16 protein-coding genes and 2 other annotated features (1 of these 18 cut by a window edge) are annotated in these 19159 nt (G+C 34.9%); of the genes, 14 read left to right on the forward strand and 2 right to left on the reverse strand.

What is annotated here, in order from left to right:
* Window positions 1-209 precede the first annotated feature (209 nt).
* Window positions 210-1793: an esterase/lipase family protein gene (locus DN394_RS15675; protein ID WP_370458313.1), complete on the forward strand. Its 1584-nt coding sequence runs from the start codon at window positions 210-212 to the stop codon at window positions 1791-1793.
* Between the two features lie 185 nt (window positions 1794-1978).
* Here DN394_RS15675 and DN394_RS15680 read toward each other — a convergent pair whose 3' ends face one another.
* A complete protein-coding gene (locus DN394_RS15680) occupies window positions 1979-2527 on the reverse strand; it encodes a preprotein translocase (RefSeq protein WP_097918182.1) in 549 nt (182 codons plus the stop codon).
* Window positions 2528-2997: 470 nt separating this feature from the next.
* On the opposite strand from DN394_RS15680, the gene spoVS reads away from it, so the two are divergent.
* Window positions 2998-3270, forward strand: a complete 273-nt coding sequence (gene spoVS, locus DN394_RS15685; RefSeq protein ID WP_000427790.1) for a stage V sporulation protein SpoVS — start codon at window positions 2998-3000, stop codon at window positions 3268-3270.
* 112 nt (window positions 3271-3382) lie between these two features.
* Here the strand turns inward: spoVS and DN394_RS15690 are convergent, their stop codons facing one another.
* Window positions 3383-4129 carry a hypothetical protein gene (locus DN394_RS15690; RefSeq protein ID WP_097918181.1) on the reverse strand — a complete coding sequence of 249 codons (747 nt, stop codon included), beginning with the start codon at window positions 4127-4129 and terminating at the stop codon, window positions 3383-3385.
* A 109-nt stretch (window positions 4130-4238) separates the two neighbouring features.
* On the opposite strand from DN394_RS15690, the gene DN394_RS15695 reads away from it, so the two are divergent.
* From DN394_RS15695 to DN394_RS15750, 12 genes are all read left to right on the forward strand, one after another.
* A complete protein-coding gene (locus tag DN394_RS15695; protein WP_097918180.1) occupies window positions 4239-4886 on the forward strand; it encodes an HD domain-containing protein in 648 nt (215 codons plus the stop codon).
* Complete coding sequence (locus DN394_RS15700) at window positions 4883-6778, forward strand: ABC-F family ATP-binding cassette domain-containing protein (protein WP_000783183.1); 1896 nt, start codon at window positions 4883-4885, stop codon at window positions 6776-6778. Before DN394_RS15695 ends, DN394_RS15700 begins: the two co-directional genes overlap by 4 nt.
* 75 nt (window positions 6779-6853) lie before the next feature.
* A complete protein-coding gene (locus DN394_RS15705; protein ID WP_001260655.1) occupies window positions 6854-7585 on the forward strand; it encodes a Bax inhibitor-1/YccA family protein in 732 nt (243 codons plus the stop codon).
* A 104-nt stretch (window positions 7586-7689) separates the two neighbouring features.
* The gene (locus DN394_RS15710) at window positions 7690-7944 is read left to right on the forward strand and encodes a DUF4318 domain-containing protein (RefSeq protein WP_149293955.1); all 255 of its coding nucleotides are present in this window, start codon (window positions 7690-7692) and stop codon (window positions 7942-7944) included.
* 159 nt (window positions 7945-8103) lie between these two features.
* On the forward strand, window positions 8104-8442 hold the full coding sequence (locus DN394_RS15715; RefSeq protein ID WP_088080138.1) for a single-stranded DNA-binding protein: 339 nt from the start codon (window positions 8104-8106) through the stop codon (window positions 8440-8442).
* Between the two features lie 164 nt (window positions 8443-8606).
* A complete protein-coding gene (locus DN394_RS15720; protein WP_098084134.1) occupies window positions 8607-9734 on the forward strand; it encodes a conserved virulence factor C family protein in 1128 nt (375 codons plus the stop codon).
* Window positions 9735-9737: 3 nt separating this feature from the next.
* Window positions 9738-10121: a thiol-disulfide oxidoreductase DCC family protein gene (locus DN394_RS15725; RefSeq protein ID WP_098084132.1), complete on the forward strand. Its 384-nt coding sequence runs from the start codon at window positions 9738-9740 to the stop codon at window positions 10119-10121.
* Window positions 10122-10204: 83 nt separating this feature from the next.
* Window positions 10205-10639, forward strand: a complete 435-nt coding sequence (locus DN394_RS15730) for a BrxA/BrxB family bacilliredoxin (protein ID WP_097993957.1) — start codon at window positions 10205-10207, stop codon at window positions 10637-10639.
* Between the two features lie 49 nt (window positions 10640-10688).
* Entirely contained in the window at window positions 10689-11465 is a 777-nt protein-coding gene (locus tag DN394_RS15735) for a class I SAM-dependent methyltransferase (protein WP_149293956.1), read from the forward strand.
* Between the two features lie 40 nt (window positions 11466-11505).
* Window positions 11506-11720 (forward strand) — a binding site (T-box leader).
* A 45-nt stretch (window positions 11721-11765) separates the two neighbouring features.
* Entirely contained in the window at window positions 11766-13454 is a 1689-nt protein-coding gene (gene argS, locus DN394_RS15740) for an arginine--tRNA ligase (RefSeq protein WP_149293957.1), read from the forward strand.
* 175 nt (window positions 13455-13629) lie between these two features.
* The gene (locus tag DN394_RS15745) at window positions 13630-14508 is read left to right on the forward strand and encodes a class I SAM-dependent methyltransferase (RefSeq protein WP_149293958.1); all 879 of its coding nucleotides are present in this window, start codon (window positions 13630-13632) and stop codon (window positions 14506-14508) included.
* A 318-nt stretch (window positions 14509-14826) separates the two neighbouring features.
* Window positions 14827-19029, forward strand: coding sequence for a bacteriocin-processing peptidase family protein (locus DN394_RS15750; protein WP_064469581.1), 4203 nt, complete (start codon window positions 14827-14829; stop codon window positions 19027-19029).
* 99 nt (window positions 19030-19128) lie between these two features.
* Window positions 19129-19159, forward strand: a binding site (T-box leader); it runs 209 nt beyond the window's last position.

Raw genomic sequence — 19159 nt, forward strand, 5'->3', positions numbered from 1 at the left:
TAGACCTTTTATACGCAGCTTTTTTAGCTAGAAATATGTTGAGAAATTTTTAATGAGCTGAATAGGAAAAGGAATGAATACATGTTGAGAGAATAACGTTTCATAAGAAAGGACAGTTACTATTTATTTCACCTGCAAAAATAACTAGAGTAAAAATAGTGCTTCCTTTCAAAAAAGGGGGAATGTTAATGAGGATTTTGAAAAGGTGTATGTTATTACTTCTCGCATTTTTTATTATGACTCCGATGGCTGTTAGTACGAAGGTAGAGGCGGAGGAAGTAAAAGAAATTAAAACGGGATTTCCAGATAAAGAAGTATTTACACCTGGAGAATGGTTTTTAGGTCAAAAACCTGCTAATTACGATGAGAATAAGCCTCCGATTCTTTTTGTACAAGGAAGGAATGGGAATGCTGATAGTTGGTATGGAAAGACAGTGTATCACGATATAAATGATATGTATGACTATGCTTTAAAAGCAGGTTATCAAACAGTATTTATACAATTATATGATGCTGCTGGGAAAGGGTCAGCTAGTCAGTGGGATAACGGAAAATTGTTAGCACAAAAATTAGAAGAAATATATAATCATTTCGGTAAAAAAGTTAATATTGTTGCACATAGTAAGGGCGGTATCGATACACAAGCTGCATTAGTAGGATATGGTGCAAATCGATTTGTCGGAAATGTTATTACGCTTGCGACGCCACATCATGGTTCAAATTTAGCGGATTTATCATATAGTTGGTGGGCAGGATGGTTGGCTTCTATATTAGGTCAAAAAGATGATGGTACGTACTCATTACAAATGGGCGAAATGGCAAAATTTCGTTCAACGATTGATAATAATCCAGCAGCTAAATTAAACCGTTACTATACGGCTACTGGGACTAGCTGGGGACCAGTCTTTTCTGCGCTATCTATGGGCGGGTTCTATTTGTCATCATACGGTTCAAATGATGGACTAGTAAATGAGTGGAGTGCTAAGCTGCCATATGGAACGCATTTATTTACAGATTCCAGATTTGATCATGATAATATACGAAAAGGATCTGCTGTTTTCTCTCGAATTGAACCATATTTACGTACATCAAATGTAGCTGAACCAGCGTTAGTAGCATCCAGCACTAGTTCAAATGAAAATATAGAACAATTAAATACAACTTCAAATCAAAACATTTTAGGAGGAGAATTGCCACAAAATCAGTGGATAGAGCAAACTGTTACGGTTGATAAAAAAGCTGAAGGAATCGTTTCTATCTTAACAGCGTCTTCAGATGTAGAAGTACAAATGATGTCTCCAAAAGGAAAAATGTATACAAATAAGGATAGCGTTATTACTACTGGTGAAGGTGAATCTTTCTTTGGTGGTGCGACAATTAGAACATTTAAATTTGATAAAATGGATGTAGGAGAATGGAAAGTTAAAATGATGGCGAAGCAGTCGAAAGATGCATATTTAGTTGTAAGCGATTACAATAGTGGTGCACCATTTGTTCTCCAAATGCCTACAAAAGTTAAAGTGAATAAATCTGAGTATAAACTGAAAAAATCACCTGTGGCACCTGAAATGAAAGGGGATCTTTCTATAACAGTAAGAGTAGTTAATAAAGAAGGGAAACTAGTCTCTGAATACAATGAATTACAAAAGGGTAATAACAATACGTTTACTGGTGCTTTGAAGGACATAAAGCAACCAGGAGTATATAACGTTACGATGGATATAAAAGGGACGAATAAAGAAGGACAACCGTATAATCGTACAATTGTTAAGTCGGTTTATGTGGAGAAGTAAGAAAGAATGAGGGGTTTTTAATATAAAAAGTACCGAACTTTTGTAGTAGAAGAGTTCGGTACTTTTTTCATGTTTATTAGATTAACAGAAACGTACAATGGAATTTATGTTTGATTATAGGAATCAAAAGAGCATTATTCAATAAAAAAAGATGCTGAAATAGCATCTGAATGTGAAGAGGATTATTAACTTAGTTTTATAACTGTTAATTCAACTGAATTAATACCATTATCACAAGTTGCAATACTTTGACGATTAAAACCACTATTATTTTTCAGTTGAAGAGTGGAATTAGCTGTCACTGTAACAATCGTTTCGCCTGCTAGTTGAAGACATTCGTTATTTGATGAAGTATTCATTTGGAAAGCGAAATCACCTTGACTATTAGCGAGTGGATTATTATTTAAAAATATAGTCATGACTGGAATATGTGGAAATACAGGATTTGAAGTAGTGTTAATCGTTGAAATGAAAGAAACTCTATAATCACCAGCTTGACTAAATTGTATAGTAGTAGGATTTAGTAAGGAAACTCCTCCTGCTATAGGGCCAACGTGATTAAATGGAAAAGGATCTCCAAAAGGAACAGTTATAAACTCAGTTTGCCAAAAAGTGCCGTATGCTGGACAGCTTTTTTTATGTGAATGGTCGCATGAACATTTTTTATATGAACTGGAAGAAGATTTGCATGAACATTGTTTATTTGAGTTTGAAGAATGATAGTATGAACCCAATATATTACCTCCTATTATTAATAAAATTTATACTTATAATAGTTTATGCTTGTCTTATATATAGGGTGATAGATTTGGGATATAAAGTACTTAAATGAAGAAATATAGTAATAGAATAATAGCTGTAACAGTTTTTGAAGACACAAAGGTTAATTATTTGGTGGGGGAATTCTTGAAATGTAGCAGGAGTGCTATTTAAATTGTAATTAAACCTGCAAAAACAAAACCAGTATCCTCAGTTTCAATGATGTAATCGTTTAAGTGAATCCCTGTGTTTTAAATGTTTGTATATTAGGGTTTATAGTCCTTGGACTTTATTTACGTAGTGGAGCAGGAAGAAGACGAAAAGTATCGAATGAATGTACATATGTAGCATTATTTGCTTTTGGTGTGAATAAGTAGTAAAAGATACGTTGAAATATTTTAAACCGTAACAAAAGAGCGATTAAATAATAGAGGGAGCAACTTACATGGAAAATATATTAAAAGTATCTTCAAAATCAAAACCAAATTCAGTAGCAGGTGCAATAGCTGGTGTACTAAGAACAAGTGGCAATGTGGAAATTCAAGCGATTGGGGCAGGTTCTATAAATCAAGCGATAAAAGCAATTGCAATCGCAAGAGGATTTGTTGCTCCAAGTGGTATTGATTTGGCTTTTGTTCCAGCATTTCAAGAGGTTACTATTAATGATCAAGAAAGAACGGCGATTAAATTAATTGTAGGTCCTAGAAGGAAAAGGTAACTGCAGTAATTCAGTATTGAAATGAAATTCAACATAACGAACAAAAAGTGTCACAAATGCTTATGAAATAGGCATTTGTGACACTTTTATAGTTTTGTGAGAATAAAAACCTCTAAAACTGCTCATTCTTCTCCCAAGATTCTACAATATAATGTGCAATCGTCGGGTTGAATCCTTTCCCAACTAAAAACATAATCGCAGCAACTTCTGTTAAAGCGTGTTTGTGTGATGTATGTTTTGCTTCATTTAAACCGTAATCTACCCAAGGTTTTACGAAATCTAGTACAGGTTTTTTTAAAGGTAAAAACTGTGTACCGACAACTTGTTGGATTTGTTGTTGTGTTGGTTCTGTAATTGGTCCAGGGGGTAAGATTTGTGGTTGTGTAATATCAAATGTTGGTCCAGGGGGTAAAATTTGTGGTTGTGTCGGATCAATTGTTGGTGGTTTAGGCGGTGAGACACGTGCATCGTAGTTTGGCTGGTACATTTGTTGTTGGTATTGCGGTTGTTGTGGCTGATTTACGTATGGATTTTGTTGATATTGTTGTTCTTGATTTTGTGGTGCTACATATGGATTTTGCTGAAATTGTTGTTCTTGATTTTGTGGTGCTACATATGGATTTTGTTGATATTGTTGTTCTTGGTTTTGTGGTGCTGCATATGGGTTTTGAGGATATTCATAATTAGGACGTGTGTCGTATGAGTTTTGTTGATAATTAGCTTCTTGGTTTTGCGGTGTTTCGTATGGATTTTGTTCATATTGTTGCTCTTGTTCTTCATATTGTTCTGTGTATCTTTGGTCCTGTTGCTGAGGGTAAAATGGTTGTTGTGGATAAGGTGGTTGATTATTATAGAACATATTTATTCCTCCTCCATGATGATGCTTACCACTCAGTGTATGGGCGGACAAGAAAATATGTGATGAAAAAATGCGGGCGTGTTACAATAAGTAACTGGGTGAAGATAAAATGACAAAACAAGAAAAGATTCAAAAAACAATTACTTTTGTAAAACATATTTTAGAAAAAGATGCGAGTGGGCATGATTGGTATCATATTGAACGCGTACATAAACTGGCGATTTCTTTATCCGAGCAAGAAGGAGGAAATCGTTTTATAATTGAAATGGCAGCATTACTTCACGATGTGGCAGATGAGAAGTTAAATGAAAGTGAAGAAGCAGGAATGAAAAAAGTTTCTGATTGGTTAGAAGAGTTACATGTTGAAGAAGAGGAAAGTAAACATGTTCTTCATATCATCGCCAATATGTCTTATAAAGGTGGTCATGGCGGTAAAGTGGATTCACTTGAAGGGAAGCTTGTTCAAGATGCGGATCGCTTAGATGCTCTAGGAGCAATTGGAATAGCTCGTACATTTGCGTATGGTGGAGCGAAAGGGAGATTAATGTATGATCCAGCTATTTCGCCGCGTGAAGTGATGACGAAAGATGAATATAGAAAAAATAACGATCCATCTTTAAATCATTTCTATGAAAAACTTTTAAAACTAAAAGACTTAATGAACACGAACGCAGCAAAACAAGAGGCTGAAGTTCGCCATCGTTATATGGAACAGTTTATTGAACAATTTATGAAAGAGTGGAATGCACAAATATGAAAATGTTAACTGTGGAAAACTTATCGAAATCATACGGAGAAAAACCGTTATTTGATGGATTATCATGTAGTATTACAGAAGGACAACGTGTCGGAATTATTGGTGTAAACGGTACTGGGAAATCGACATTATTAAAAATTATTGCAGGGTTAGAAACTCCTGATACAGGTGATATGACGCATTCACGTGGGTATACAATTAGTTATTTATCACAGCAACCAGAGTTTGATGAAAAACTAACAGTATTAGAGCAAGTGTTCCATGGTGATACACCTTTAATTCGTCTTCTTCGTGATTATGAACAATCGTTATTAAATATCGAAAAAGATCCAAGTAATGAAAAAGTACAGGAACAATTATTTGCAGTGCAGCAACGTATGGATGCGATGAGTGCATGGGAAGCAAATGCGAATGCAAAATCGTTATTAACGAAATTAGGAATTACTGATTTCACAGCAACTGTTGGAAACCTATCTGGTGGACAAAAAAAGCGTATTGCAATGGCGCAATGTTTTATTGAAACACCGGATCTATTAATTTTAGATGAGCCTACGAACCATCTTGACCATGAGACAGTGGAATGGTTAGAGGAATATTTAGCACGATATAATGGTGCCGTATTACTTGTAACCCATGATCGTTATTTCTTAGATCGTGTGACGAATCGTATTTTCGAATTAGACAATGGAAAACTGTATAGTTATGAAGGGAATTACAGTACGTTTTTAGAAGCGAAAGCACTTCGTGAAGAACAAGAAATTGCGCAAGAATCAAAACGTCAAAACCTATATCGCCGCGAATTAGCATGGATCCGACGTGGTGCAAAAGCTCGTTCGACAAAGCAAAAAGCACGTATTCAACGATTTGATGAGTTAAAAGGTCAAGAAGGACCAGCTGCAAAACAGTCAGTTGATATTGCGCTTAGCGGGAGTCGCCTTGGGAAAAAAGTACTTGAGTTAAAAGATGTAACGAAAAAATTCGGTGATAAAACGGTATTACACAACTTTAATCATATTGTGAAACCAGGAGATCGTATCGGAATCATTGGAGCGAATGGAAGTGGGAAATCTTCTCTTTTAAATATGCTTGCAGGTAAGCTATCTCCTGATAGTGGTGAAGTTGAAGTAGGGCAAACTGTAAAAGTTGCTTATTATACGCAAGAAAACGAAGAGATGAATTTAAATCAACGTATGATTGAATACATTAAAGAGATTGCAGAAGTTATTCATACGACAGACGGAAAAGTAATTGGTGCATCTCAAATGCTAGAACGTTTCTTATTCCCGACGCATTCACATGGTACACCACTTGGTAAACTATCTGGTGGTGAAAGAAGACGTTTATATTTATTGCGTATTTTAATGGGAGAACCAAACGTACTATTACTGGATGAACCTACGAATGATCTAGATACACAAACATTAACAGTACTGGAAGATTATTTAGAAGATTTCCCAGGTGTCGTTTTAACTGTATCGCATGACCGTTACTTCTTAGATAAAGTAGTAGATGAATTGTTCATCTTTAGTGGCGGAGGCGAAGTGCGTGAATTCCTAGGTAGTTATACGGACTTTTTAGAAATGGAAAAGACGAAAGAGCTTATTGAGAAGGCGGAAGTTCAAAAAGAGAAAAAAGTGGTAGAAGAAGCTCCGAAACAACAACGTAAACGTAAACTTTCATACAATGAGCAGCGTGAATGGGAAACAATTGAAGATACAATTGCCGAACTAGAAGAGAAAATTGAGTCAATTGGAGAAGAACTTGCGAAAGTTGGATCTGACTTCACAAAGGCACAAGAATTATCTGAAGCACAGCAGAAAACAGAAGAAGAACTAGAAAAAACGATGGAAAGATGGAGTGAACTATCAGACATCGTTGAAGGATTAAAATAAAAACAAGCTGCATATATTGAAAAGTAAAGAGAAAAACTTTACACTATTGGTAGAACCTATTTTAGGAGGGAAAAAATGAGAACATCTAATCCAATGTTGAAAAAAGAGGCATTCCGTAAAGAGGGAGCAAGCGCTTCTGCGATGACGATTGGCGGAACAGTAGGCAAAACGTTTATTATGCTTATCTTGCTACTTGCAACGTCTGTCTATTCATACATACAAATGATGCAGGGGACGATGAAGATGCCAGTGTTAATTGGTGCTTTAATCGTTGCGGCAATCATCGCATTTGCGTCAATGTTCTTCCCGCGTATTTCACCTTTTGGTGCACCAATCTATGCGGCGGTAGAAGGAGTTGTATTAGGTAGTATTTCAGCGGTTTATACAATGAAATTTGGCGATTCTATCGTTTTAAATGCTGTATTACTAACAATCTCAATTCTATTTGCAATGTTAGTGTTATATGCAACGCGTGTAGTAAAAGTAACGGATAAATTCCGTACAGGCGTGATGGCAGCAACACTTGGAATTATGGTTATGTATTTAGTCGTATTTCTATTAAACATGTTTGGTGTGACTGTTCCGTACATTCACCAAGGTGGTACAATCGGTATTATTATTAGTGCAGTTGTTATCGTAGTTGCTGCATTAAACTTATTACTAGATTTCGATTTAATCGAAAATGGTGTACGTAGTCAAGCTCCGAAATATATGGAGTGGTACACTGCGATGGGACTAATGCTTACATTAGTTTGGTTATACTTAGAAATTCTTCGTTTCGTTTCTTACTTTACGAAAAATGACTAATAAAAAAATCCTGCATGAAAAATGCAGGATTTTTTTATTTTCAAAGATAAATTGAGAATGTAGTATCATTGGATGCTGTTAATTTGGAATGAAGGGGATGGAATATGATGAAAGAGAAGAAAGGGATTATGAAAAAACTATTTTCTAAAAGTTTTTTCATAGAACTAGATGATGCTTTAACGTATCCATCATCAGAAGTTATTATTTCCACTATCGAAAGGTATGCGGTTGAATGTCAGGAACAATTGAATTTTGAGAGTAAAGTTAAACCGATTACTTTTTACTTAGAAAATGTAATGTACCATGTTGAGATAAAGATGGCTCGCGGTGGATATTACATATCATGTAGTGAAGTATAAATTTTGAAACCTTACATGTTTTAAATATGTAAGGTTTCTTTTTTGTTTTTATAACATATAAAATAATATTTTTTTACTTTAAATTATATTATTTTACGCTTTTTACCCTTCAAACATTTTTCTTTACAATGAAGAAAAATATGTGAGGTGGTATAACTTATGATGAATCGAGTTGTATTAATCGGTAGATTGACGAAGGAGCCAGAATTATACTACACAAAGCAAGGCGTCGCTTATGCACGAGTATGTGTTGCGGTAAATAGAGGTTTTCGAAATAGTTTAGGTGAGCAACAAGTAGATTTTATTAATTGTCTCGTATGGAGAAAATCGGCTGAGAATGTAACTGAATATTGTACGAAAGGGTCACTTGTTGGAATTACCGGACGTATTCATACGAGTAATTACGAGGATGATCAGGGGAAGAGAATATATAGAACTGAAGTTTTGATTGAGAGCATTACATTTTTGGAGAGAAGGCGGGAGGGCGCATCACAATAAGAGGGGACTTTAAACAATGGTTTGGGGGAATTAGGTGGAAAGAGAAAGAATGAAAAAGTATGATGATGGAAAGAAATCAGCAAGATAAAGCATCCGAGTAGGTTTAGAGAGGTGGAACATGTTACAATACAGCTAAGAACATGCAATAAAGGAGAGTTTTTTACGTGAAGATTAAAGCAATTGAACCGACGCCAAGTCCAAATACAATGAAAGTTATTTTGAATGAAGTATTACCATCAGGAGCGCGTAATAATTATACAAATGAAAATAAAGAACAAGCACCAATGCAAGTGCAAGAAATTTTGAAAATTGAAGGCATTAAAGGTGTATATCATGTAGCCGACTTTTTAGCAGTAGAGCGAAATGCAAAGTTTGATTGGAAAGTTTTATTACAACAAGTTCGTGCTGTTTTCGGCGAAGAGGTAGTAGAAGAGAGTGAAGAACAACAACTTGCTCATTTTGGAGAAGTGAAAGTGTTTGTTCAAATGTTCTTTACAATTCCAATGCAAGTAAAGTTAACAGATGGAACAACAGAAGAACGTGTTGGATTACCAGATCGTTTTAAAGAATCAATTATGAAAGTTCAAATGTCTGCACCAAATGTTGTAAAAGAACGTAAATGGGTGGAACAAAGTACACGTTACGGTAACTTTGAAGAAATCGGGAAAGAAGTAGTGGAAGAGATTGTTGCTGCTTATTCAGAAGAACGTGTAAATGAAACAGTTAAAGAATTATTAAACCAGGCAGGTGCTGTTGAAGTAACGATTCAAAAGCGTGAGCCATATAAAGTAACAGAAGAGATGATGAAAGACTCTGACTGGAAAAACCGTTTTGCAGCATTAGAGCAAATGGATCCTACTGAAGAAGATATGCCAGTATTGAAGATGGCGTTAGATGATGAAAAAGTTTCAATCCGCCGTTTAGCAACAGCGTATTTAGGTATGGTAAAAGGTGATGGGGTATTGCCGTTATTATATAAAGCGTTATTAGATCGTTCAGTAAGTGTTCGCCGTACAGCGGGCGATTGCTTATCTGACGTAGGTGATCCAGCAGCGATGTTCGTTATGATTAAATCTCTGAAAGATTCAAGTAAATTAGTACGCTGGCGTGCAGCAATGTTCTTATTTGAACTTGGAGATGAAAGTGCGATTCCTGCATTAAAAGCAGCGCAAGATGATCCGGAGTTTGAAGTAGCGATGCAAGCGCGTCTAGCATTAGAGCGTATTGAAGGCGGAGAAGAAGCAAAAGGTTCTGTATGGAAACAAATGACGGAGTCTCGTAAAGGGGAATAATGTATGATTGTTTTCTATGATAGTTGGTGCCCGATGTGTACGGCGGTTGCAGAACGTACGAAAAAATTAGATAAAAAGGGTAAGATGAAATTTGTTTCATTTCGAGATGTAGATGTAGTTGAGAAGTATGAACTTTCTCAAGAACTACAAAGCAAGATGGAACAAAGATTGTATATTTTAAAAAATAATAAGTGGTATGACGGGATTCATAGCATACATGTATTAGCAAAGGCTGTTCCATCTTACTGGTTTGCCGTGCCTTTTATAAAACTATCTATCGTACTTGGATTTGGAAGTAAAGTATACGATTATATCGCTAACAATAGAAAACTTGTCCCAGTTGGACATTGCCGTGGTGGGGTTTGTGAAATCCCTACAAAAAAATGAAATCATCGTAATCTTTCTTTTGCACCTAGTAATAGAGCGTGATATGATGAATTTGGAATGAAAGTTGAAGGAGAGATTACAAGATGTCAAATGCTTATGAAGAATACATGCGCCAAATGGTAATCCCAATGCGTCAAGAATTAGTGCGTTCTGGGTTTGAAGAGTTAACTACAGAAGAAGCTGTAACAGAATTTATGGAAAACACAGCAGGTACAACTTTAGTAGTTGTAAACTCTGTTTGTGGTTGTGCAGCTGGTTTAGCACGCCCATCAGCAGGTCAAGCAGTTGTTCGTGCTAAAAAACAACCTGATCATCTTGTAACTGTATTCGCAGGTCAAGATAAAGATGCTACTGCAAAAATGCGTGAATACTTCGGAGAAATTCCTCCATCTTCACCATCTATGGCATTATTAAAAGGAAAAGAAGTTGTTCACTTCATTCACCGTCATGAAATTGAAGGTGCAACTATGGACGAAATTATTACGAACTTAGAACAAGCTTTTGAAAAGAATTGCTAAAGAAGGGGGAGAGTAAATCTCCCTCTTTTCTTTATATAGAGGTGAAACAATGATCGTAACAACAGCAGGAAGAACAAACAAAGAAATGACAGATTACGCAAATAAGGTAGCAGCAGAATTAAATCGTTCTTTCGTTAAACGTAATGACGTACCGGTACATAAACTACATGAGCAGTATGAACAAGATGTACTTGTTGTAGGGAAAAATCGATTAGCTATTTATCCGAGAGGAACGGAAGAGTCATTTTTCTTTCATCCAAACTCAGCGATGTTTCGTGTAAAAAGGTTAATGCGCGGAGAACACGATCCGTTTGTACAAGCCACGCAATTAGAGAGCGGGATGACAGTATTAGATTGTACGCTCGGTATGGCATCAGATAGTATTGTAGCTAGTTATATTGTTGGTGAAGGCGGAAAAGTAACGGGACTTGAAGGCAATGAGTATATGGCTTATATTATGGAAAATGGTTTGAAAACATGGTCTTCAACTATTTCTGAAATTGATGAAGCAATGCAACGAATCGATGTGAAGCAAACGGAGCATTACGCATTTTTAACACAATGTGAAGACAATAGTTATGATGTCGTGTACCTTGATCCGATGTTTGAAGAAACTGTAATAGAATCAGATGGAATAAAAGGATTAAAACACTTCGCTTTGTATCATGATATTACTGACGAAACAATTGCAGAAGCGAAGCGTGTGGCGAGAAAGCGTGTCGTTTTGAAAGATCATTTCCGTAGTTCTAGATTTGAAAAACATAATTTTCACGTATACAAAAGAAAAAGTGCTAAGTTTCACTTTGGTGTAATTGACCCTTGCTAATTGTTTGAAAAGATGTATAATAAGCAATAATTAATTAAATATACGATCTGTGATGAAGAGAGTAGTCTTTTTTAGAAGGAAAGCGAGCTAGGGATGGTGTGAGCCTAGTGCGGAAGAAAAAGATGAAGCGCACTTCGGAGATGCTTCTTGAACGAATAGTAGAGTAAGCCGAGGTCCCCTGTCCTCGTTATAAACGGGAAAGTGGTTCGTAATGAACAACAAGGGTGGTACCACGGGTTAAAACTCGTCTCTTTTTTAGAGACGAGTTTTTTGTGTTTTAAAAAACAAGGAGGTTGTAGTATGGATTATAAAACGCAGTTTGCGGAAAGTTTATCTAATATTTTCACGAATGAATTAACGCAAAACCAAATTTTAGATTTAATCGAAACGCCGAAACAAGATGAATTCGGAGATGCGGCATTTCCATGTTTTTCACTTGCGAAACAATATAAAAAATCACCAGCTATTATCGCAAAGGAAGTTGCGGAGAAATTAAGTGATCCATTTTTTACGAAAGTAGAGGCCGTTGGTCCTTACGTAAATGTATTTTTTAATCGTGAAATTGTAAGTGATGCAGTATTAAAAATGGTTTTAGCGGAGAAAGAAGAGTACGGTCAAAATCACATTGGTTGTGAAAAAACGGTAGTTATTGATTATTCCTCTCCTAATATTGCGAAACCTTTTTCAATGGGGCATTTACGTTCTACGATGATAGGTAATTCATTGAAACATATCGCTGAAAAATGTGGTTATGAAGTTGTAGGAATTAATTATATTGGGGATTGGGGAACACAGTTTGGAAAGTTAATTACCGCCTATAAAAAATGGGGAAATGAAGCAGTAGTTAAAGAAGATCCAATCCGTGAACTATTTAAGTTATATGTTCAATTCCATGAAGAGGTAAAAGACGACGAAGAACTAGAAGAAGATGGACGCGCTTGGTTTAAGAAATTAGAAGAAGGTGATGAAGAAGCGGTTGAGCTTTGGAATTGGTTCCGTCACGAATCCTTAAAAGAATTTTCTCGTATTTATGAACTTCTCGGTGTTGAATTTACTAATTTTCAAGGAGAAGCTTTTTATAATAATTTAATGGAAGATTTTATTGGAATTTTAGAAGAACATGATTTGCTTGAAGAGTCTGACGGCGCGTTAGTCGTTAATTTAGAAGAAGAGGGAATGCCGCCTTGCTTAATTAGAAAATCAGATGGTGCGACGATTTACGCAACACGTGACTTAACGGCAGCTATATACCGTCAAAACACATATGCATTTGATAAAGCGTTATATGTAGTTGGCCCAGAACAAAGTTTACATTTTAATCAATTTTTCACGGTATTAAAAAAGCTTGGTTACAATTGGGTTGAGGGCATGGAACATGTACCGTTTGGGTTCATTTTAAAAGACGGTAAGAAAATGTCGACACGTAAAGGAAGAGTTATTTTACTTGAAGAAGTACTTGAGGAAGCAATAGACCTTGCAAAACAAAATATTGAAGAGAAAAATCCAAACTTAAAACAAAAAGAAGAAGTAGCAAAGCAAGTCGGCGCTGGCGCAGTTATCTTCCATGATTTAAAAAATGAGCGTATGCATAATATTGAATTCTCATTAGAAAACATGCTGAAATTTGAAGGTGAAACAGGGCCGTATGTACAGTACACACATGCACGCGCTTGCTCTATTTTAAGAAAAGAAAGTGTAGAATTTGAAACGTGTATGTTTGCATTAAAAGATGATCATAGCTGGAGCGTCGTAAAATTACTTAATAAGTTTCCACAAGTAATTGAAGCAGCCTTCAATAAAAATGAGCCATCTATTATTTCAAAATACGTATTAGATGTAGCACAATCGTTCAATAAATATTACGGAAATGTACGTATATTGGAAGAGAGTGAAGAGAAAGACAGCAGACTTGCATTAGTGTATGCTGTGACAGTTGTATTAAAAGAGGGATTACGTTTACTAGGGGTAGAGGCTCCTGAGGAGATGTAAAATAAATAGGTATACGTATCATAGTAGATATGTATGCCTATTTATTTTTATAGAAAATGTGAAAGCAGAAGTTTAATTTTATTAAATCTAAACTTTTCTAGAATTGTTTCAAGTGTAGGAATGTCCATATTAAATGGAGAATTGTAATGTCATATATAAAAAGGAGGCGTTAAACTTGGAAACATACGATTGGAACAGTAAACTAACATATTTAAAAAACACGAGAGATCTATATTACAATGATGATTATGTAAGCTTTTTAATAAATACTGTGTGGAAGGTTACTAAGCCAGTACATATCGTTGATTATGGTTGTGGATATGGTTATTTAGGCTTAATATTAATGCCTTTACTTCCAGAAGGATCAAAGTATACAGGCATTGATAGTGGAGAAACATTATTATCTGAAGCGAGAGAGTTGTTTCGTTTACTTCCGTATGAGACAGAATTTCTTGAGGGAGATGCTACAGAAATTGAATTGAAAGATACATACGATATAGCAATTTGTCATGCTTTCTTATTACATATGAGTTCGCCAAAAATGATGGTACAAAAAATGATGCATTCAGTTAAAAGGAACGGAAAAATAATCTGTTTTGAACCACATTGGATATCAAATATGTCTTCATACTCTTTAAATGGAGAGAATCAATCGGAAATTATTAGGCTAGGTGCTTTGCAGAAGTTATTTGAAAGTGACATGCAGAGAAGCGGAAAAGATGGAAATATTGGTATGAAAATACCGATATTTTTAAGTGAACTAGGCGTAAAAAATATTCAATGTAGAGTAAGTGATAAAGTGAACTTTTTAGATTCTAATATGCATCATAATGATAAACAAAGGTTGTATCATTCGTTAAAAGAAGAGGGAATTGCAGGTGATCCGGGTGATAAACAGCAATTTATAGAACGTTTAATGTCTAGAGGGTTAATATATGATGATGCGCTAGCACAATATGAAGCTGAACTCCGATTTTTTAAAGCATTTCAAATGCATTCGTCTTTAGTATATGCTCCGAATATGAAAATTACATTTGGTGACATAGAATGTTAAAAGGTAGAGGTATATTGAGGATTGTCATTTTTTGTCGGTAAGTCGATATCCACTGTATAATCGCTGATATATTTTGAAAATCGCCGATATAATTTCATGTACGGATTTCAGCTTCCAAAAGATAAGCTCCTCATGTTACGTTATTCCATTTAATTAAACAAAATATGGGGGAAAACAATCATTTTTACTATATTTTGTTATAAATTTGAATAATATTAATTAATACCATCTATTATAAGAGATTTTAGTTGAATACCTACAATATGATGTGTAAAATCTAAGCAAGTAGCAGTACAAATAAATATTCGAGGTGAATACATGCTAGATTTTAAGCAGTTAGATGCTTGTTTGAAAGACAAGAGATTTATAGATGGATTACAGGAAATAAATAATGAAATTTCATATATAAAAGAAAAGAATACTTTATCTTATTTGAAGAGTTGGCTTGCTAGTGTTCCTTCACATAAGGAGTTTGACATATTAATACGTCTTACTGATGAAGGGCTTATGCACCAATACAGTTCATTCCTCATTCGCTACGCCTACAAAAAATTCCCAAATATGAGAACGCTCTCTTTATATTGTGATGAGTTAATTGATGAGCGGAAAATACTTGAAGTAGAACAGTTGTTAAAAGACTCATTAGAAGAGGTAAGTAAAGAAGAAATAGAAGCTGATCTTTTAGCGAAAACATATTTTACGTTAGTACGATGTTTGTTGGAAATGAAACGAAATGAAGAAGCCCTAATCTATATGCAAAAGGCAGAGGAGTACAGTTCACGTGCCGTATTTGATAAATGGGGCTACGTCTATATGCATACAGGTGAATGGGAGAAAGCAGAAGAACAATTTATAGCCGGCATGCAGCATAAAGATTGTGAAGAGCTATCTACCTATTTATTATCACAATTATATGCGAATCAAGGAGAACAAAAACGTGCATTACAGCTAATTGATGATGCGATTGTAAAGTTCCCACAAGTACCATATTTTCATTTTGAAAAGGTAAAATATTTATTAGATTTAAGGAAGTATGAAGAAATGTTAGCGGTAATAGATAACATAAATAATCAGCTTCCTTATCATGCGTATAAAGCTTACTTTGTACATTTACGTGCAGAAGCGCTTTACAAAATGAATAAACTTGTAGATTTACAACAGTTATTAAAAGAAGAAAAAAGTTTAAAAGAGTCTTTATATCATAATTTAGAAAAAAATCCAGATGGAAAAAAGGTGCATTTACCGATAGTTCCTATTGTACAAAAGGATAATTATTGTGTTCCGACAAGTTTAGAAATGATGTTGCAGTTATGGGGAGAAAAATGTACACAAGATGAAATAGCAGAGTTTATTTTTGATATGACAGGCTCAAAGTTTTCAGATACTGTTTCTTATTTAGAAGAATTAGGTTATGAATATCGTTATTTTAAAGGTAATGAGGAAAATTATAAGAGACTGCTGGATGAAGGGATTCCTGTTTTATTAAGTATAGATATTGAGCATGCTTCACATGTACAAGTGCTATCTGGATATGATGATACGTTACAAGCTTTTTATGTTCAAGATCCGAACTTTATAGAACCAGTTATTGTGGAATATAGTAAGTTACAAGAAAAATATCGTTACACAGGTTGTTTAGCGATTACGTTTGTTCCGAAAGAAAAGAAGGAGCAATTAGCATTTTTAAATGAAGAAGAAAATCATTATTTTAAATCTATTTTTTCTCTTACGGATCATTTAGATGAACATGATAAAGAGGGGATTTATAACTTAGTACAATTTTTAAAAGAGACGAGTGATAATCCGAATACGTGGTTATATACGGTTAAGCATTTAGATGTTGAAGTAGATAATGAGTTTATTATATGTTGTATTGAAAAGTTAATGGAGAAGTTTCCGAACTCAGATTTTGTTAAATTGCATGGTGCGCAGTGCTTTATTCGCCTTCAAGAATTAGAAAAAGCCGGGCAAATGCTGACAAGTGTTGAGAAGAAAAATAATCGTGCTTTATATCATTTAATAAACGGAAGATATGCTTTTGAACAGGAAAGTTATATAGAAGCGATTTCAAGTTTTCGTTCATCATTACAATTAGACGCAGATCAGCCGATTGCTTGGAGTTTTCTCGCTTTATCATACATGTATATCGATCAATCTGAAAAGGCGTTGCAGTTTTCTCAAGTTGCTTTAGAACGTACTCCAGAAAGATTCACTTTAACGAATCACGGATTAATATTAATAGATTTAGAAAGATATGAAGAAGCGTATGAAATTTTTAATGACCTATTAAGAGAGAATAAAAATGAGGCACATGTATGGTATGAGCGCGCGAGATGTGCGCATCATTTAGGGAAATTACATTTAGCGATAAAAGGGCTTAAAGTAGCGATTTATTTGGATAGTAATGCACCTTACATCTATACGAAACTTTCGGAAATATACGAGTCTGATTTGAAGGATGAGGAAAGTACGAAAGAAATTTTATTAAAAGGTATTGAGAATTGTGACGATAAGGCACCTCTATACGTAAAACTCGGTGACTATCATTTTCAAAATGATAGTCTGGAAGAAGCAGAAACATTGTATAATCGTGCTTTAGAAGAAAATCATGATGATGTTTATTCTCACTTTGGACTTACGCAAGTTTATATGGCGAAAGAACAATACAAGGAAGCGAAACAATATATTCTCGGTATTGAAAAACAAATTGAAAAGAGCCAAGATTTTCTTATGAATGCGGGAATGGTTTTATGGGATGCTGAGATTGAACTTGGTGGAAATGAAGAAGGGTTTAAAGTAGCTTTGTCTAAGTTAGAGAGTGGTATAAAGCAGAGCGAATATAATGTGGCAAGTGCGTTAGATGAATATGTGAATCGAATTAAAGGAACGGTATTTGTACAAAGAGGTATAGCATTCTTAAGAACGTTACACAAAGAAAGAAATGAAATAAGCGAATACGGTTGTTATACAGGTATTTTATATGAATCTATTGGGCAGTACGGCCAAGCGATGAAAAGGTATAATAAGGCGATAGAACAAAAGGAAACGGCATTACCGTATTACCGAATTGGTGAAACACTTATGGCATTAGGGCAATTGACAGAAGCAAAGCAAGCGTATGAAACTTGTTTAGAGCTTGATGGGAATTTCGTCGGTGTACATTTACAGCTTGCGGAAATATACGAAAAAGAAGAAAACCGTTCTAAAGAACAAAGTCATATGGTTCAGGCTATGAAAGAAGAGCCGATGCATATTAATATGGAATATTTGGCACAGCTTTCAGTAGAAATGAGTCTTCAGGAAGAGTTACTGACAGAACTAGAACAATTAGCGGACGAAGCACCTGAAATATGGCGATTAGATGCGATTGCATATGTGTATGGAGCGATGGATGAAATAGATAAAGAACAAGCACAGATTGAAGAGGCACTTCAATTAGATAGTGAGCATATAGAAGTTCTATATCATTATGCCAAAGTGTTAGTGAAAAAAAGGAATGCAAAAGCAATTGAAATTGCAATGAAAGTTATACAAAAAGATGCAAATAATGAACAAATATTTGATGTGTATGTAAAAACGATAGAACAACATAAGAAATTGTCTAACATACGAGATTTTCTTCATACATTAAAGGTGAAGAAGGCAGAAAGAAGTATGGCATTTATGTATGCTGCATCTGCGGTGACGGAAAGATGGATTGAACGGCAACAAAATGAACAGCCGAAAAAATCCATAATTACGAGAGCTTTTTATCGTATGAAAAACCGTGCGAAAGAAATTTCGATTATTACTACAATCATTGATTTGTATGAAATCTCGTTAAAGTTAAATCAAAAAAATAGTATGGCAGCGCAGCGATTTTCACTATTTTACGAGAATGTGGCGATGTATAAAGAGGCGATAGATGTATTGCAAACATCGTTAGAAAATAAATGGGATTACGATGTAGCGAAGCAACTTGTAAATCTTTTCATGGCGTGTGAAGAAGAAGATATGTTACGGGATGCTTCAGAATTAACGAAGCAAATGGTTCGAGAGTTACCAGATGATTATGATACGCTTCTTTTACAAGCACAAGTATTCTTTAAAATAGGAGAAGAAAGAAAAGCAGAAAAGATTACCTTACAATTAATGGAGCAAACACCGTTTGTAAGTAGAGCGTTTCTTGCTTTAGGAGAAATGTATCAAAGTCAAGAAAGGTTTGAAGAGGCAATTCATGTATTAGAAAATGCTTCTATACATCATCCAAATGAAGCAGCAATTCTTCTTTCTTTAGCATCTTCGTATCATGGTGCCGGACAAACACTAAAGGCAGAAAAAATAACAAATGATGTATTAACAATAGATGCGAGTGATTTGTTAGCAAGATATGATCGCGCTTGTTATTTAGCACAGTTAAATAGAATTGAAGAGGCGAAGCAAGAGCTTGAAATTGTTCTTCGTGAGGATGAATCAAGATTCTTTGCTGAGCTTATTGAAGAAGATGAAGATTTAGCTGGAATACAAGAATTTAAGAAATAATTGTATAGGAATTGTGAAAAAAGGGTATAATTAAATATATATTTCGAATTAGTTGACAATTTATTGCCCAATGGCATAAAATAGCTTTTAATAAAGTATACAAATCTGAAGACGAGAACGAGTAAAATAA

It is taken from the genome of Bacillus sp. BB081 (genome assembly GCF_008368895.1).
Lineage (GTDB): Bacteria > Bacillota > Bacilli > Bacillales > Bacillaceae_G > Bacillus_A > Bacillus_A wiedmannii.

What these genes read in the sequence shown, in the direction of transcription:
- DN394_RS15675 (WP_370458313.1), top strand. Translation starts at nt 210, where the DNA reads ATGTTATTACTTCTCGCATTTTTTATTATGACTCCGATGGCTGTTAGT.
- spoVS (WP_000427790.1), top strand. Translation starts at nt 2,998, where the DNA reads ATGGAAAATATATTAAAAGTATCTTCAAAATCAAAACCAAATTCAGTA.
- DN394_RS15690 (WP_097918181.1), bottom strand. Translation starts at nt 4,129, where the DNA reads ATGTTCTATAATAATCAACCACCTTATCCACAACAACCATTTTACCCT.
- DN394_RS15695 (WP_097918180.1), top strand. Translation starts at nt 4,239, where the DNA reads ATGACAAAACAAGAAAAGATTCAAAAAACAATTACTTTTGTAAAACAT.
- DN394_RS15700 (WP_000783183.1), top strand. Translation starts at nt 4,883, where the DNA reads ATGAAAATGTTAACTGTGGAAAACTTATCGAAATCATACGGAGAAAAA.
- DN394_RS15705 (WP_001260655.1), top strand. Translation starts at nt 6,854, where the DNA reads ATGAGAACATCTAATCCAATGTTGAAAAAAGAGGCATTCCGTAAAGAG.
- DN394_RS15710 (WP_149293955.1), top strand. Translation starts at nt 7,690, where the DNA reads ATGATGAAAGAGAAGAAAGGGATTATGAAAAAACTATTTTCTAAAAGT.
- DN394_RS15715 (WP_088080138.1), top strand. Translation starts at nt 8,104, where the DNA reads ATGATGAATCGAGTTGTATTAATCGGTAGATTGACGAAGGAGCCAGAA.
- DN394_RS15725 (WP_098084132.1), top strand. Translation starts at nt 9,738, where the DNA reads ATGATTGTTTTCTATGATAGTTGGTGCCCGATGTGTACGGCGGTTGCA.
- DN394_RS15730 (WP_097993957.1), top strand. Translation starts at nt 10,205, where the DNA reads ATGTCAAATGCTTATGAAGAATACATGCGCCAAATGGTAATCCCAATG.
- DN394_RS15735 (WP_149293956.1), top strand. Translation starts at nt 10,689, where the DNA reads ATGATCGTAACAACAGCAGGAAGAACAAACAAAGAAATGACAGATTAC.
- argS (WP_149293957.1), top strand. Translation starts at nt 11,766, where the DNA reads ATGGATTATAAAACGCAGTTTGCGGAAAGTTTATCTAATATTTTCACG.
- DN394_RS15750 (WP_064469581.1), top strand. Translation starts at nt 14,827, where the DNA reads ATGCTAGATTTTAAGCAGTTAGATGCTTGTTTGAAAGACAAGAGATTT.